Below are 17,767 nucleotides of genomic sequence, written 5' to 3'. Positions count from 1 at the left end.
TCATAGTTTATTCAGAAAAAATAAGCAAAAAAACTTATTCAACATAGCAACAATATCGTACTTATGTTATCTTTAATTCTTTTACTTCTTCAGCTTTATCCCGTACTTCTACTCAAAAGAACGATCGTAAAGTAAAATTGGAGAGATTTCCTTTTTTCTCTCCAATTCAACGTCACAAACCTTCTAAATATTGTTTGATTAAATTGTAAGATTACAACTAAGATCATAAGCTCTTCCTATGTCAGAACTCTCTTGTCTCTGAAAAATTTCTATCCGTCTTATTCGCCTATACGTTTAATTCCTAATGTCTCTGGTGATATATCCGTACCGCCTGCATCATACAACAACCAAGTAGACAGTCTCTGCCAATTTTCCATAAAGTCCCTTGCCTCTTGTCCTGAGATCCCCATCGGTACTGCACCAAAATCCTTTAGAAAACTCTGGAACTTTTCTTCTTCAAAGGCTTTTTTATAAGCATCTCTCAGAATTTCCTTCACCTCTTCAGGTGTCTCATTTTTTACAAACACACCATAGAAGGGACCCCAAGGAAGATATTTTTTGTATTCCGGCATAATCTGACCAATGACTGGAATTTCTTCCATTCCTTCTACCGGATCATTTGAAATGAGTGCTAAAGGTTTAACTTTTCCACTTCTGTATAGCTCCCTTGCTGCAGCAAGTCCTACACTTGTAAAATCGACATGATTTCCCAGCATTGCAGTTACTGCTGGACCTTCTCCGTCAAAGGGCACCAAGTTAAACTCTGTCCCACTTACAGTGCTGATCAATGATGCAACAACAAAGGGAAGTCCACCAGGGCCTGTGGAGCTCATTTTCATTTTACCCGGCTGTGCTTTTGCAGCATCAATCAGATCCTGTATGGTATTTAACTTTGAATCGGCAGGAACAATAACTACGGCTACGCCTCTTCCCAATATGCTAATAGGCTCAAAATCTTTATAGTCTAGCTTAGAAATATTAAGTACCCCATATAGCTGCGGATTCTCTGCACCGTATAGAAGCGTATATCCATCCGCTTTTTGATCATAGACAAACTGTGTAGCAACAGCACCTGTGGCACCTGTTTTATTTTGCAGTACTACACTTTTATTCAGGTATTTTTCTACCAGCGGCGTAATCGTTCTGGAAACATTATCCATTGCCCCACCGGCCCCCCACATGATATAGCCATTTAAGTCTCTTTCTGGAAAGTTCACTTTTTGCGGTTCAGCAGCAGTATTTTTCTCTCCTTGAGAACAGCCTATCAACATGGTTAGCATTGTGATGAATGCGAGGAATACACAAAACAGTTTTTTTGTATGCCTTTTTTTCATTTTTCTTCCCCCTTGTTATTGTTTTGAGTCTTTAATACAAATTTCTAGACAGAGAGAGTCTCAAAGTTCCACTTAGCGGTACTGTGTTCCTTTTAGTGGAACTTTCTTAAAGTTTATCATATTTAGAATTATCTGTCAATTATTCTTTGCCCATGTTATTTGATCGTTTCTGAAAAATCAATCTCCCCGATCACATCTGTCATATAGATGTGTGATTAAAAAAATGAGGTCACTTTGTTTGGCTACTCAATTTCATTAAAGTGACCTCATTACTAAAAATCTATTTTTTTCAATAACTCTCCCTATTTTCCATTTTTAAGTAATTTATAAACAATTTCCTGACAGATTTCTTCCTTATCCTTATTAGAAGTATCTACAATGATATCTGCCGCTGATTCATATTTATCTTTTCTTTCTTCCATTTTCTTTTGAATAAATTCAATGCTCATATTTCCTTTTAAGACCGGTAAATTCTGGTCCTCCTTCACTCGTTCATATATAATCTCCGGATGCGCACTTAACAAAACAATCTTGCCGTTATCCTTTAACTGCTTCACGTTATCTGGATGTAACACAACCCCTCCACCGCAAGAAATAATAGTGTTTTTTCGATAGCTTACTCTCTTTACCATATCTTTTTCAGCTTCTCTAAAGTACTTTTCTCCATGCTCCTCAAACATTTTCGCTATTGAGGTTTTCATTTGCCGTTCAATCAAAACATCCGTATCAATGCACTCCATTCTTAAAAGTTGGGACAGTCTATCTCCAATGGCACTTTTACCTGTTCCCATAAAACCGATCAGAATAATATTATAAGGAAATAGCCTTATTGACTGCATCTTACGGCTGATATTTAAGATGCTTTTAATGAAGTCTTCTATTTCTTTGCTAAAGTCCCTATTTTTCACACTTCTTAAACCGTGGGCAATAATCTCTTCTTCTCTCGAACTGTCCAGTATGGGCATCCCTTCTTTTGTTTTATATTCCAGTACTTGAAGTACTAACTCCATTCTTTTCTCAAAGGCTTGAATCAATATTTCATCGCAATGATCAATTTCTTTTCGAATTTCTTGAATTGTTTTCAATTGTAGACCCTCCATTACATCTTCTCAGTATTTTTAACCTATAGAAATACACAATTATTTCTATTTTTCATACTACCATTTTACTGCGTCCCTCTGCAGCATCACTTCTTTTACACCACCCTTTTCTATTGGCAATATAAAGGAAATTTTATTTTCCTGATTTTTTTTATCTCCCATCATCTTATCCAGCAGTAACGCTTTATCCATATTGGTAATATCAAGGGATATTCCTGTCTTCTCAATAAGCCCTTTAATTTCTTCATAATACAGTCTATCAATCCAACCCATATCCCATGCCATCTTTGCCTCGACACTCATGCCGATTAATACAGCCTCTCCATGGGTATATTTTTCATAGTTGGTAGCTGCCTCCAGGCTGTGACCAAAAGTATGACCAAAGTTTAGAATTTTTCTTAACCCGCCTTCCCGTTCATCTGCTGCAACTATCACTGCCTTCATCCTGCAGCAGTCATAAATGACCTTTTCCAGAACTTCCTTTTTCAAAGTAAAAAGCTGGTATAGATTTTTATTCATATAAGAAAAAAAATCATAATCACATATAATACCGTATTTAATCACTTCACCGATACCACTGACCATTTCTCTTTTCGGTAAGCTCTTTAAAACATCTATATCAATAACAACCGCTTGGGGTTGATAAAAACTTCCAACAACGTTTTTTCCCTGGGGCATATTCACTCCGGTTTTACCGCCTACACTGCTGTCTACTTGAGCCAGTAGTGTAGTAGGAAGCTGTATCCACTCAATTCCCCGCATATAGACCGATGCACAGAAACCTGCGATATCTCCTACTACACCGCCGCCAAGGGCAATCAGCGCAGATTTTCGGGTAAATTGCTGGTCCAGCATGTAAGAAAGGATTCCCGTCACTGTTTCCATTGTCTTACTGCTCTCTCCCGGTTCTATGACATATTTTTGGCAGTTTTCTTTTCCTACTGCAGCCATAACCTGCTCTCCATAGTAAGCATCTACATTCTCATCGGTCAACAGCAGATAGCGATCTGCTTTGGGCTTAAATTCATCTAACTTTGAAAACAATCCTGTACCAATATAAATAGAATAGCTTCTTTCTCCTAGGTTGATTTGCAGGCTTTCCACCTTTGCATCATCTCCTCCAGCGAATCTCCGCCAAACTTCCGAATAAATTCTTCCCCAATCACAGTCAGAGCTACCATCTCTCCTACTACAGCCGCTGCCGGCACTGCACAGGTGTCACTTCGCTCTACCGATGCATCGGCAGGTTCCCCGGTGTGTAAATCTATGGTTCTTAAAGGTTTACATAGCGTCGGGATCGGCTTCATGGCACATCGAATCACGATGGGTTCACCATTAGTCATGCCCCCTTCAATGCCCCCTGCCTGATTGGTAGAACGATAGATGCCGCGTTCTCTCTCATAAAAGATTTCATCATGGACCTGAGAACCAGGCTTTTGTGCATTTTTAAATCCAAAACCAAATTCAATCCCTTTGATCGCCTGTATGCTCATAAGCGCATAAGCCAGCTTGGCGTCTATTTTCCTATCCCATTGCACATAGCTGCCAAGACCTACAGGCAGTCCTTTTATATGGATTTCGAAAATTCCACCTAAAGAATCTCCTGTTTCCTTTGCATCGTCAATCCGCTGAATCATCTGCTGTGCTACAATAGGATCAACACAACGAACAGGAGAATCCTCCGCCTCCTTGATCTTCTCAAAGTCCCATATTTCTTCTTCCAATGCAGCTTTTCCAATAGCTGTAACATGGGCCGCTGCCTCAATTCCAAAAACCTTTAGCAACTGTTTTACTATACTGCCTGCTGCTACCCGGGCAGCCGTCTCTCTGGCACTACTGCGCTCCAGCACATTGCGGACATCATCAAAACCATATTTTCGTGCACCTGTTAAATCTGCATGCCCCGGTCTAGGGTTGGTAACCTTTTTTGTCTCTATATCTGCTTCCATTGGATCCATATAGGATTCCCAGTTTTCATAATCCTTGTTTTTAATTAGAAAGGCAATAGGGCTTCCTAATGTTTTCCCATTACGGACTCCTGAAAGAATCTCCACCTGATCCTGTTCAATCTTCATGCGTCCGCCACGACCGTAACCCTTTTGCCTTCTTGCTAAATCCTGATGAATTTCATTGATATCCACCCTAACGTTGGAAGGAAATCCTTCTATAATTCCTACCAAGCCTTTTCCATGGGATTCTCCTGCTGTTAAAATTCTTAGCAATTACACCACCCCTAACCTTGTTCTCTGCTGTAACCCCTCTTCTGCGCTTAATGGATATGAACCCAAGACTTTTACCCATCTTGTTATATTTTGAATTTTTTCTAAAACTTCCTGTATCATAACCTCTTTTTGATGTCCATGGAAGTCAATATAGAAAACATATTTACCTAATTCCGCCTTCGCAGGGCGGGATTCGATGCGTGTTAAGTTAATGTCTCTTTCTGCAAATTCTCGCAAAACCTCATATAAGCTTCCAGGATGATCGTCATGAAAAGAAAAAGCAATTGAGGTTTTATCCCTTCCCGTAGCCGATGTTTCTTTTCTACCGATCACAATGAATCGGGTTTGATTCATTAGATTGTCTTGAATTTGATCACTGAGAATATTCAGTCCGTATCTTTCTCCTGCTACTTTATTTGCAATGGCGCCATAGGTGATCCCCTTATTTTTGGCAGTAATACAGGCCTGTGATGAACTCTCGCTGGCTAAAAGCCGTATACTGGGATAATTTTTTCTAAAGAATTCACGGCATTGTTCAATGGCTTGGGGATGCGACAACACACACTGTATGTCTTCCACATTTTTTCCTGTACTGAGCAAATGATGACGGATTTCAAAAACTAATTCTCCAATAATCTGTGCCCTTTTTGTGTGTAAAAGGCCATCCATAACCATGGTAACGGCTCCCTCTGTAGAATTCTCTATAGGCAATATACCCATCTTTATTTTTCCTGTTTCCACTGCCTCAAATACTTCTGAAAAACTTTGCATTGGAATTGCTGTAGCTCCTGATATATAGGCCAGTGCAGCTCCGTGACTATAGGAGCCTTCTGGCCCCAAATATGCGATTTCCATAATGAACCCCCTGTATTTTAGAATTACCAAGTAATTTCTTTTAATGTCTTTTCAAAACCAGGAAAAGATACGGCAATACATTCACTGTTTTGTATTTGAACAGGCTCTTGTGCAAATAAGCCACAGACTGCCATGGCCATGGCAATGCGATGATCTCCATAGCTCTCTACCACGCCTCCGCTTATTCTACCGGTTCCTGTGATTTCCATCCCATCCTCTAGTTCCTCCGCCTGAATGCCTAGTTTTTTCAGTTCGGTAACCATTGCAGCAATCCGATTGGATTCTTTAACCTTTAACTCCTCTGCTCCGGTAATGCGCATGGTTCCTTCTGCCAAGGCTGAAATGGCTGCGATAACCGGAACCTCATCAATTAGTCTCGGCATAATTTCCTTGGTTATCGTAATGCCCTTTAGTTTTCCGCCTTCTACAATAACCGTGCCTAAATCTTCTCCACCGCTGCTATATATATTATCAATCCGAATATGGGCACCCATTTCCCTCAGTACATCTATAATGCCTGTACGGGTTGGATTTAACCCCACATCTTCAATAATCAAATGTCCTCCAGGCATAGCAGCTGCAGCTGCCATAAAAAAGGCCGCTGAGGAGATATCTCCCGGTACCTTTACCGACTGTCCGTACAGCTCTGACTTTTTCAAAACTACGCTTCCGTCCCTTCGCTCCAGGTTTCCTCCGAAAAACTGCAGCATCCGTTCTGTATGATCCCTGGATAAAAACTCTTCTCTTACAATAGTTTCACCTGAAGCATATAAACCTGCTAATAAAATAGCTGATTTCACCTGTGCACTAGGTACTGGCAAGGTATAATCAATCCCTTCCAGATTTCCCCCGCGAATAATCAAAGGTGCCAGCTTTCCACCAACACGCCCGTCAATCTTTGCACCCATCTGGCGGAGAGGATTGGCAATCCTTGCCATAGGACGCTTGCGCAGTGATCCATCACCAGTAATCACAGACAAAAAACTTTGTCCTGCCAGGATACCGGATAAGAGCCGCATGGTAGTACCTGAGTTTCCCGCATCTAACAGATTCTCAGGCTCTTGAAGTCCATACTGTCCTTTTCCCTGAACCTCTAAAAATGTGCCTTCCTGCTTAATGTCGATTCCCAAGCCTCGGCAGCATGCTACCGTACTAAGACAATCCTCGCCTGGTAGAAAACCTTCAATAGTGCTTTTCCCCTTTGCTATACTGGCGAACATTACAGCTCTATGGGATATGGATTTATCCCCTGGAACCTGGATTCTTCCCTGTATTCTCTCAACACGATTCACTGTCAGCATCATTCTTTTCTCCCTTCATGTATGTCCTTGAAAATCCGCCTCCCCTTAATACTAAAAAGGCCTGCTCCTGTTCCTGCGCCGTTGCAAATCCCATTCTTACAGCCCCTTGCTCGCCTTCTCTGGCGTGGAGGATTTCAATTTCTTTTATATTCATAGAATGATCACCCATTAACTGGGTCAACTCTCCTAGTATGCCTGGCCGGTCCTCTACATCAACAACAATATCATATAGGGGAGGCATATAATCCGGTAATCCCTTCGGCACACCGTCCCGAATAAACTTTGCTTTATTTAACAGGTCTAATACCTGATCTTCCTTCTTTTTCTCCAGCAGTTCTCGGAACTCACTCAGCATTTTTTCTAAGCTTTGGATCCCTTGCAGCATCTCCTCTTTGTTATAGAAAAATATATCCTTCCACATCGCTGGATTTCCGGAGGCAATTCTGGTCGTATCACGAAATCCTCCCCCTGCAAAAGCAACACTATTAACCCCACCTTCTCGGTCTAAAAGATTTGTTAGGATCACTGCAGCCAAATGGGGAATATGACTAATTCTTGCAGTGATTTTATCATGTTCCCTCTGTCCTACTACTACCGGGTATGCTCCCAGAGATTTAACGAAGGTTTCCATCTTGGCTACTGTGCCGTTTACTGTTTCCTGTCCCGGAGTAAGAAAATAGTAAGCATTTTCAAACAGTGTTGCACTTGCGGCTTTTAATCCTCCTTTTTCAGATCCTGCCATAGGATGGCCGCCTATAAACTGAATATTTGGGTTTATATGCCCTTTTACTAAATCTGCTACACAGCCTTTAACACTTCCCACATCGGTTAAGATTGCTTCGTTTTTTAGATGAGGGGAAATTTCCTTTAATATCTGGGCGTAAGCCGCGATGGGCGTACACAGAACCACTAGGTCCGCATCTGCTACAGCATCCTTCAACGTATCTGCCTTATGGTCAATGATACCCCATTTTTTTCCTTCAATTGAGGCATCTCCTGATGCATCATAACCAACCAATTCTCCACCGTAACCCCTCTTCTTTAGTGCAGCTGCCATAGATCCGCCAATCAATCCTAAACCGATAAAAGTTATTTTATTAAAAAAGTCCATTGTCTTCTGCTTCCTTTCCTACAGTACACTAGATTGATGCAGAGATTTTTTGGACTGCATGCATTAGCTTTCCAAACTTCTCCGGTTTCAGTGATTGGGCTCCGTCTGATAGTGCCAGCTCTGGCTGATGATGTACCTCAATGATCAACCCATCTGCACCGACTGCGATGGCCGCTCTGGATAAAGGCTCTACCATGGACCATTTTCCTGTTGCATGGCTCGGATCAACAATGATTGGCAAGTGGCTTAATTCTTTGATTAACGGTACGGCACTCAAATCTAAGGTATTACGGGTGTAGGTCTCAAAGGTACGAATCCCTCTTTCACAGAGGATCACATTAGGATTTCCCTCAGACATAATGTACTCGGCCGACATTAAGAATTCTTCTATCGTCGCACTTAATCCTCTTTTTAGCAGCACCGGCATCTGACACTTTCCTGCTTTTTTCAACAGCGCAAAGTTCTGCATATTTCTGGCTCCAATTTGCAGGATATCTGTATATTCCGCTACTACATCAAAAGTATCCAAGCACATTACTTCTGTAACAATGGGCATTCCTGTTTCTTCTTTTGCTTTTTTCAATAGCTTTAACCCATCTTCTCCCATGCCTTGGAAACTGTATGGGGATGTTCGGGGCTTGTAAGCGCCGCCGCGAAGCATGTGGGCCCCATAATCCTTTACAATCCTAGCAATGGTCATTAGCTGTTCTTCACTTTCCACAGCACAGGGCCCTGCAATCACAACCACATTTCCCCCGCCAATTCGATGTTCTCCAACGGTTACAACCGTATCATCGGGATGAAACATTCTACTGGCCAGCTTAAAAGGATATTGTACCCGAAGGACCTTTTCAACATGCTCATTGGCTTGAATTTGGCTAGGATCAATCTTTCTGGTATCCCCTATCAATCCTAAAATACAGTGATTCTCTCCTTGTGTTAACTGTACTTGACATCCTAGACTCTCCATTTTTCTCTTAATTCTCTCCATTTCTGTTTCTGGTGTTTGTGGTTTCATAACGATTACCATCTCCATAACCTCCTTGATTTCTGTATCCTTTTCATCTTTGACGAAAAAAAAAGAGACTCTATTCTAAGAGTCTCTTTTTAAAAAGTATATGAGTATACTTTATGAGTAGATTCATGCACCCATAGGGTACAAAGATTTTCTTAGAAAGGTGGTTTCATATCGGTTATTATTCCATGCAAAAAATCCAGCGCTAAAAAAGTAAAAGCCCCAGTAAAAATAAAAACCGATATAAAGTTTGCAGCCCTTTCTAATTTTCTCTAACATCTTTATCACCCTAACTTATTTTTTGAAAGTTTATACAATTGTATGCAAGAAAAATCTCTTTGTCAACATTAAAAAAAATATTTTATGTATTGTAGATTTTATATGGTTTGAAAATCTATTTTCTGTCCTCTTTAAAAGGCAGCAAATTATATCTCTTTTTCCCTTCATAACACGCCTTTAGCAAACTACTCCATTATACGTCCTACGAATAAAAAAATCTGTTTACTCAATAAATACCTTATGGACATAGGCAGATGTCATAGCAGCCAGCAGGGCGCCATAGCTCATGGTAAATTCCAGTATGTCTCCAATCTTCTTAGTAATTTTCGCATCAGCGATATCCACCAACAAGTGGTCACTGCTAGCTCCCAATATGATCATCTCTTTTTCTATAGGTTGAATCCCATCTAAAAGGATATCCTGCCTTCCCATAGCAACAATAGCCCTTTTCCGCAGGCCTCTATCTGTAAAAACAGGAACATTGCCAAAGGCATCTATTCCTCTTTTTCCAATGGGAACAGAGGGTTTTTCTTTGATTTCCACTACTTGTCCAAAGAGGCGAAATGCATCTTGATATAATCCATCGATAGGCACATTGTAAACATCTTCTTTTCCCAATACAATTGGCTCTCCCAATCGAAGCTGATTGATTCCTTTAGGAATTTGATTCTCCCATAGAAGATGAAGACTATTAGAGTTCCCTCCGGAAATGAATTCCAGTTCTAATCCCCATCTGTTTTCAATTTCTTCTTTGATACCCACCAGTTTTTCCAGCGTATGCCGCTCTGGAATTACACCGCCATAACAACCAAAGTTGGCGCCAATTCCTATCAGGCGAACACCTTTTAGGGCCATCGCCGCCTCCACGATAGTCTGCACCTCATCCTCCCAACAACCCTCCCGGAGATCTCCCAAATCTACCATCAACATGATATCATGGATTTTATTTTGTTTCTGGGCTATTTCCGATACTTTCCTAATTGTGTCAATCTCCGATTGAAAGCTGACATCTACATATTCTACCAAATCCTCCAGTTCACTCAGCATAGGTATTCGCAGAAGCATCTTTGGAACCGAAAGATTGCTAAGCTTTTTTATATTTTGCATTCTTGAATCTGCAAGCATGGTTATGCCCTCTTCGACCAGAACCTGTGCAATTTTGGCCTCACCACAAAAGACCTTTGTCACTGCTGCTATATGAATACCTGCTTTGCTGCATTGGGTAAATAATTCTCTTGCATTATGACGAATCTTTTTTAAGTCAATCTCTAACCTAGGATATCCCACAATCATTGCCCCCTTATATTTGAGTCTACATAGACCTTACATATTAATTACACCTGTTCTTCTAAAAATTTCTATACCTTTTTGATAAAAGTCTACACTTTTTTTCTCCTGCCCTACTTCCCTATAGATTTCTGCCATATCTAGATAACTAGCAGCTAGCTGCTTTGGCAGCTGCAGCTCCTGTAATATTTCTATTACTTCTGCTATTATCACGACCGCCTTTTCATAATCCTTTTTATATCTTTGAATTTTTGCCAGATAGCGAAGTGCATCTATTCTATGTATTTCCCCGTGGTCTCCCTCCACGTATGAAAGTGCTTCATTGATTAGCGCTTCCGCTTTTTCGTAATTTTTTTGCTCTATATAGTACTGAACATACTCAAAAATCGTATTCGGAAGGGTATTATCCTGAATCTCTTTTTTTAGCGTATATGCCTTCTCCAGATGTAGTAGTGCCTCTTCGTATTTTCCTGTTTTTCTGTAAATCTGGCCTAAATTATTTTCAATAAATGCAATTTCTCTTTTTTCATTCTCTTTTTTATAAATGGCCAACGCCTGCTGCAGGCATTCTTTTGCAGACTGCAGATCTCCACTTTCCATATGGCCTGCAGCCAGTAAGGTTAGAGTTTTACCCTGCTCCCTATAATTTTCCATCTTTTCTTGAATTTCCTTTACTTTTAGCGCATAATCCAATGCATGATTTCCCTGACCTAACCCTACATAGCATAGAGATATGTTAAAAAAGGTCTTATACTTTAGCTCCAGATTATAAATGCTATTTTTTTTCAGAATTAGCTCTGCTTGATTGTATTTGTCTAAAGCAGAATGGAAATAGTTTTTATAGTAATAGACCAAACCAAGCTGCAGGTAGCTGTTGACAACACCTTCCTGATTACTGATGCTGGAATAGAGACGTATGCTTTCCTCCAAACAGTGGGCTGCTTCTTTATAGTTCTTCAGCTTTATATAGGTCTGACCCAGCAGATATTTTGCAAAACCATCTAAGTCTGCAATTCCGTATCCTTCTACTAGCTTAATAACCTCTTGAATCCTTTCGCTGGCTTTTAGATATTCTTCACGATAAATCAAAGCTTCCCCTTCTAACAGCTTTATTTCACAGAGTTTTCTCACTTGGGCTTCCTTTGATTCTACTAAATATTCTATAGTAACATCCAGTCTTTTTGAAAAATACTCCAAAAGGTCTTGACTCGGATAGGACTTATCTCTTTCAATATGGCTGATTTGAGCAGCTGTAATCCGATCTCCTGCTAATTCCTTCAAGGTTAAATTCTTTTTTTTCCGTTGCAGCCTTACCTTTTGCCCTAAGCTAAGAATTTCCATTCAATCAAGTCCTCCAAAAATATAAATATCTTTATACTTTTCGATTCGATATACTATAAACCCTTTCAAAATTTATAAAATTTTAATTATTTTTTATTCTGTTCACAAACTTTTTACACTGTAATTCTCTCAAAAATGTCACCTCTGTATACCTTTTTTTATAACACAATAAGCTGGAAATCAGAGCCCCTTGAAGCCTACGGCCAAAGAAATGCTTGCATGCAGCTTCATAATCTGTTATTTTTCCCGCCATAATTTTTTCTGCTGCCAATTCCCCGCTTTGCAACGCATAGTAGATTCCCTCCCCTGTGAAAGGATCTACAAATCCCGCAGCATCACCTGCCAGCAATATATTACCTTTTTGTACTTTTCTTTGAAATCCCCCTGCCGGTAGAAAAGACCCTCTTATACCTTTTGGTTTATCTATATGGAGATATAGCTCCATTACTTTTCTCAAATACACTTGAAAGTAGTCCATCATCTGCTTTTTTTGATAGGCAGGACCTCCAATTCCTATATTGATCCGGTTTCCCTGTGGAATAGCCCATCCCATGGCAAAGGCCAGTGGAAGCCCGAAAAGCTTAAAGTCCTGAAAAGGTTCCTTATGATCTACCGGCAGCAATGTATTGACTGCAAAGCCCATTTTATAGTGTTCAAAAGAGTGTTTTTTTTCTACAAATCTCTTTACAGTACTATGGGTCCCATCACAGCCTAGTAATGTGCTGCATACATATTCTCCTGCAGAAGTAATCACTCTGATATGCTGTTTCTCCTCTACCAGATGCTGCAGTCTCGTCTTCTGATAAAACCGAACCCCTTGAGCAATCGCTTGATTCAATAATTGGTGGTCAAAATCCCTCCGGTTTACAGTTTTTCCTAGAATACCAGGATCTTTATAGGTAGAGGCCCCCATATGCTGACTGTACAAAGTAATACTATGGATTTCATTTAGGATTGTTCTTTTTGGTATTTCAAAATCTAATAGCTTTAATGCTTTTACCGGTATTAATCCTCCACAGTGTTTGTCTCTTGGAAAATCTGCCTGATCTATCAAAAGTACACGACAGCCGGACATAGCTAATTTCCTTGCTGCAGTAGCTCCAGCAGGACCTGCGCCGACTACAATAACATCATAGCTTTCTTGATTTGCTGTCATAGCTTTCTCTTCACTCCTAAAGCTGTATTTTCCTTATTCTATATTGATCACCGCTCGTGTTCCTTCGTGTTTTTCAGTCAATCCGCCAATCTACAGCACATATTAATTTAGTTTACCCGTTCTTAGTAAAGTACATTCTTTTAGAATTTCAAGTATAATGATAAGAGCACTTTCCCAACGGAAAATGCTCCTCAGCCTATAACTAAAATTATTTTTCTATGAACTATTTTGCTTCTACCGCTGCACCGTCTACCAGCTTTTCTTGACCAACGATGATAATCTCTTCCCCTGTTTGTATTCCTCCAGTAATCTCAATATAACCATCTATAGTCATGCCTGTAGACACTTCTTTCTTTATTGCTTTCCCTTCTTCTTTTACAAAAACATAGGACTTTCCATTTTCTTGAATGACAGCTTCCTTTGAAACACCTACTGCTGCTTTTTTGTTTTCTGTTACAATTTCGATGGTAGCAAACATTCCCGCTTTTAGTTGATTATTCCGATTATCCACCAGGACCTTAATAGGATAGGTCTTGGAAGGTTCTATAGGTACCGGGCCGATACTTGTAATTTTCCCGGTGGGATTCTGTCCCTCCAGGGCATCAACTTTCATCAGCACTTGCTGGCCCAACTTAATCAAGCCGATATCTTTTTCGGATATTCCTGCCTCTACATAAAGACTACTTACATCTACAATTGTAAATAAGGTTTTTCCGGGGCCAATGTTTTCTCCCACAGCAACATCCTTCATGCTGATCGCTCCTGATATAGGGGCATAAATATTGGTATAAGCCAGATTTTCTTTTGCCAGATCATAATCATTTTGGGCCAATTCTAAGAGCTCCTTGGCCATAAGATATTGATTCTCTGCACTTTCGTATTCTGTCTGAGCGATTGCCTGATTCTCATAGAGGGATTTCATTCTCTGATAGGTTTTTTCCGCGTTTTCTATCTTGATTTTTTCCATGTTTAACGCTGTTGCCGCTTTATTAAATTGGAGTTGAAACAGTGTGTCGTCTATTTTGCACAGCAGTTGATCTTTCTTAATACTGCTGCCGATCTCGCCATGCAGGGATTGGACTGCACCGCTTGCTTTGGCTGAAACCATTACCTCTTCCCTGGGTTTTAATACCCCTGGAAGAGACAGTTTACTTGTAAAATTCATAGATTCTGCCGGTATCGTTTTAACATAAGTGATTTCCTGTTGAACCGGTTGCTCATTCTTTTCTATATCTGCTTTGGCCCCTGTTTCTTTATTGCAGCCTGCAGTAATCATACTACTGAGCAGGAGTAATATCAGCAGCTTCTTCATGTCTACCGACTCCTTTCTGTAATCGATAATTCTTTCTATTTTTTCTCCATCCTTTAAATTCTTCCAGCATTACATAAAGCACAGGAATGACGATTAGTGTAAGTACGGTTGCCACACCCAATCCAAAGATCAAAGCATATCCTAACGGCGCAAAAAACGGCTGTCTTAAAGTAATCGGCAGGATTCCACCTACAGTAGTAATGGTAGTGGCCATAACCGGAATAAACCGTGTCATTCCGGTTTCTTTTACCGCCTCATAAAGCTCATATCCATTTTTCCTTAGGTAATTAATATAATCTACCAATACGATGGCATCGTTGACAGCAATTCCTACCAGCGCAACCACACCAATGAAGGAAACAAATCCAAAATTATTTCCTGTAATTACGTGCCCGGGCATAACGCCAATTAATGCCATAGGTACAGTAAACAAGATAATTAGTGGCTGTGACAAAGAATTAAACTGAATTGCCAGGATTAAAAACACTAAAATTGCTGCTATGATCATATTTCTAAACATATCCGTAAAAGACTCCTGCATATCCTCAACTTCCCCGCCATATTCTATGGTTATTCCTTCAAGCAAGGGATAATCTGCGATTGCTGTCTGAAATTCCTTTGTAATATCTGCTGCATTATACCCGGCAACCAGATCAGCAGTAATATTCGTTTGACGTTTCAAGTCTTCATGACCGATTGTCAGGATACTTGTTCCTTCTACGATAGAAGCTACCTGTGAAAATGCAACCGGATATCCAGACCGGGAATAGAAATATATTTTTTCTAAATCTTTTATGGTTTCCAGCTTATCTTTTGATGTACGAATCACCACATCAATTTCTTCCTGATTGCTTCGCAGGGTAGTTGCCTTTAAGCCGTGGACTGCATTTCTGATCCCCGTGGCTATTGTCATATTCTCCAGGCCATAGCGTGCGGCCCTTTCTTTATCTACATGAACCTGAATCTCAGGAGTTCCCTCTGCCATGCCGTTTTTTACATCTAATGTACCGGGAATTCCCTTAAGAATCTCTACAAAATCGTCGCCGGTCTTTTTAATATCTTCCAGACGTTCTCCCTTAATCCGGACGGTAATGGCCTTACCGCTTGGAGGCCCGCTCTCCATCTCCTGTACGTTAATTTCCGCTCCTGGAATACCCTCAAGTACTTTACGCATCTCCGCAGAGATCTCCATACTGGAGCGTTTTCGCTCCTTCTCTTCGACCAAGTCAATGATTACTCTCGCAATATTTGGAGTTCCTCCAGAGCTTACCTGGAATTCATCAATACTGTCTGCCCCAATCATCCCAATATTACTAACAAAACTTTTAATTTCTTTAAACTGAAATAACCGCCTTTCGACTTCTTCTGTAATAGCCGAAGTTGTGTCTAAACTTGTGCCGTTCGGGGTTTTGATGTTTACATACAAACGGGTAAAATCTGTAGTTGCAAACATTTCTACTTTTAAAAATCCTAGAGGAATCAGCGCCATACTAAATAGGAATGCTGTCAGAATAATGGCAATTACAGCTCTTCTTCTCCATTTATTTTGAATAATCTTATAGAGTCTTTCTCCATAATTTCTAATAATAAAATGATCTTTTTCTGTTTTTCCTCTTCTTATAAGCTTCAGTATCATCCCACCGGCAAACAAAAAACCAAAAATGACCGACAATGTGCCAAAGCCCATAAGCCCGCCTTCATTGTCCTTGAAGGCATACATCGTCAGAATGAAAACCAGCAATACAGCCCCTATTTTTTGAACTATTTTTTTGGCAGTACTTGTTTTACCGGTCCCGTTGCTCCGATGACCCTTTAATGCCATGGTGCACAAAGCGGGTGTAATGGTTACGGACACGAGGAAGGATGCCCCCAAGGCAAACATTACGGTTTGGGGAATGGGCTTGATAAAGGCCCCCATTACTCCCGGTGTCAGCATAATGGGAAAAAATGCAGCTAGGGTGGTCAGTGTCGATGCTGCGATCGCCGGGGCAATTTGATTTGTGCCTACCTTCGCAGCCTGCTCGGAGGACAATCCCTTAAACCGAAGGCGGTCTATATTTTCCATGATTACAATTCCGTTATCCACCAGCATCCCTACTGCTAGAATTAAGGAGAACATTGTAATGCTGTTAAAGGTCATCCCCGTAGTTTTCATCATCCCAAAAGCAACTAAAATAGACAAAGGGATGACGAAGGATACAACTAAAGATTCTGCAAAACCGATGAATAAAAACAGTACGGTGATTACCAGCAGCAAGCCGGATTTAGAGTTATTGATTACTGTCCCCAATTCATCCTTTACGTAAACGGCTGTATCGCCGCTAACCTCTATTTGTAAATTTTCTGGATATAAATGCCCTTTCTGCTTTTCTAACAGGTCATGGATTTTTTGACTGGTTTTAATAATGTCTGCTGCTTCTTTTTTCTTTACTGCAATAGCTACGGACTGTTTTACAGCTGGCTGATCCGTGCCCAAGCCATAGGACATTCTGGAGTAGGATTCCGGGTCGCGATGCCCATCCTCTACCACAGCCACATCCTTTAAATAAAGGGGGCTGTTATTCATGTAGGTAAGTACAACATTTTCTAACTCAGCTGCTTGTTTCATCTCTCCTACTGTACGAATATTGTAATTCTTTTTATCTAACTGTATATTTCCTCCGGGAAAATTTACATTAGAAAGCATTATTGCATTCTTAATCTGCTCCAATGAAAGATTGTATGCAGACAATTTCTGGGGATCTACGATAATTTTAATTTCTCTTTCCAAGCCGCCAATAATTTGTATACTGGAAACCTCTTTTAATTTCTCTAAATCCTCTTTTATCTTTTCTCCATAGCTTTTCAAAGTCATTAAATCATAATCTCCGCTGACATTGATGATCATGATTGCTGCGTTGTTGGTTTCAAAGCTGTTAACTTCCGGTGTCTCCGCATCGGCAGGCAATTCTTTTTGAATACTGGAGACCTTTTCCTTCATTTTTTGTACTGCATCATCAATATCTACACCGGTTTCAAATTCTACAAAAACCATAGAATATCCGTATCCTGAAGTAGATAATATCTGTTTCACTTTACTGATTTCATCCATTTTCTTCTCGATTTTATCTGTCAGCAGCCTCTCAACTTCCTCTGGAGCAGCTCCCGGATAAGTCGTCAGCACATAGCCATAGGGCAGCACGACCTCCGGCTGCAGTTCTCTTTTCATTTCAAAGTAAGCAGTAATGCCCCATACCAGAATAGCCGCAATCATCAGATATACAATTCTGTAGCGGTCAATGAAAAAACTGGCCCACCTGCCAAGAATATTCACCTTCTCCTCTAGCTCCGGAATATGTCCTTCCTTTTTCTTCTCTTCCATACAATCTCCCTTCTTTCTCTAGCCGCTGTCTGAAGCCAAAAGCATATATAGCTGGATAAGAAATAGCTATCCTTACCTACACGCTTTTTTATG

The 17,767-nt window shown here is 40.4% G+C and carries 13 protein-coding genes; all 13 read right to left on the bottom strand.

All coding sequences use genetic code 11. From position 1 onward, the window contains the following. Nucleotides 1-278 precede the first annotated feature (278 nt). The gene (locus Gferi_RS13440; RefSeq protein ID WP_083273547.1) at nt 279-1,334 is read right to left on the bottom strand and encodes a Bug family tripartite tricarboxylate transporter substrate binding protein; all 1,056 of its coding nucleotides are present in this window, start codon (nt 1,332-1,334) and stop codon (nt 279-281) included. Nucleotides 1,335-1,636: 302 nt separating this feature from the next. Then, nucleotides 1,637-2,419, bottom strand: coding sequence for a chorismate mutase (locus tag Gferi_RS13435; protein WP_169832996.1), 783 nt, complete (start codon nt 2,417-2,419; stop codon nt 1,637-1,639). A gap of 72 nt (nt 2,420-2,491) precedes the next feature. Further along, nucleotides 2,492-3,538 carry a 3-dehydroquinate synthase gene (gene aroB, locus Gferi_RS13430; protein ID WP_069977288.1) on the bottom strand — a complete coding sequence of 349 codons (1,047 nt, stop codon included), beginning with the start codon at nt 3,536-3,538 and terminating at the stop codon, nt 2,492-2,494. Next, the gene (aroC, locus tag Gferi_RS13425; protein WP_069977287.1) at nt 3,514-4,656 is read right to left on the bottom strand and encodes a chorismate synthase; all 1,143 of its coding nucleotides are present in this window, start codon (nt 4,654-4,656) and stop codon (nt 3,514-3,516) included. Before aroC ends, aroB begins: the two co-directional genes overlap by 25 nt. Then, nucleotides 4,657-5,511 (bottom strand): prephenate dehydratase, encoded by an 855-nt coding sequence (gene pheA / locus Gferi_RS13420; protein WP_069977286.1) that lies wholly within the window; start codon nt 5,509-5,511, stop codon nt 4,657-4,659. It abuts the gene before it with no gap. 23 nt (nt 5,512-5,534) lie between these two features. Beyond that, entirely contained in the window at nt 5,535-6,815 is a 1,281-nt protein-coding gene (aroA, locus tag Gferi_RS13415) for a 3-phosphoshikimate 1-carboxyvinyltransferase (protein ID WP_236932731.1), read from the bottom strand. Continuing rightward, nucleotides 6,790-7,923: a prephenate dehydrogenase gene (locus Gferi_RS13410; protein ID WP_069977285.1), complete on the bottom strand. Its 1,134-nt coding sequence runs from the start codon at nt 7,921-7,923 to the stop codon at nt 6,790-6,792. Before Gferi_RS13410 ends, aroA begins: the two co-directional genes overlap by 26 nt. A gap of 28 nt (nt 7,924-7,951) precedes the next feature. Beyond that, nucleotides 7,952-8,953 (bottom strand): 3-deoxy-7-phosphoheptulonate synthase, encoded by a 1,002-nt coding sequence (gene aroF, locus Gferi_RS13405; protein ID WP_069977284.1) that lies wholly within the window; start codon nt 8,951-8,953, stop codon nt 7,952-7,954. A 486-nt stretch (nt 8,954-9,439) separates the two neighbouring features. Beyond that, a complete protein-coding gene (gene orr, locus Gferi_RS13400) occupies nt 9,440-10,504 on the bottom strand; it encodes an ornithine racemase Orr (protein ID WP_069977283.1) in 1,065 nt (354 codons plus the stop codon). A gap of 36 nt (nt 10,505-10,540) precedes the next feature. Then, nucleotides 10,541-11,845 (bottom strand): tetratricopeptide repeat protein, encoded by a 1,305-nt coding sequence (locus Gferi_RS13395; RefSeq protein WP_069977282.1) that lies wholly within the window; start codon nt 11,843-11,845, stop codon nt 10,541-10,543. 82 nt (nt 11,846-11,927) lie between these two features. Further along, a complete protein-coding gene (locus Gferi_RS13390; RefSeq protein WP_069977281.1) occupies nt 11,928-13,001 on the bottom strand; it encodes an NAD(P)/FAD-dependent oxidoreductase in 1,074 nt (357 codons plus the stop codon). Between the two features lie 223 nt (nt 13,002-13,224). Next, nucleotides 13,225-14,313 carry an efflux RND transporter periplasmic adaptor subunit gene (locus Gferi_RS13385; protein WP_069977279.1) on the bottom strand — a complete coding sequence of 363 codons (1,089 nt, stop codon included), beginning with the start codon at nt 14,311-14,313 and terminating at the stop codon, nt 13,225-13,227. Then, entirely contained in the window at nt 14,279-17,674 is a 3,396-nt protein-coding gene (locus Gferi_RS13380; protein ID WP_069977277.1) for an efflux RND transporter permease subunit, read from the bottom strand. The genes Gferi_RS13385 and Gferi_RS13380 overlap by 35 nt, the downstream gene beginning before the upstream one ends. Nucleotides 17,675-17,767: the final 93 nt, after the last annotated feature.

Origin of the sequence: Geosporobacter ferrireducens, from assembly GCF_001750685.1 — a bacterium.
Classification (GTDB): Bacteria; Bacillota; Clostridia; order Peptostreptococcales; family Thermotaleaceae; genus Geosporobacter; species Geosporobacter ferrireducens.
The sequence above is the reverse complement of the archived record's forward strand: the minus strand, read 5'-3'. Positions and strand labels throughout refer to the sequence as shown.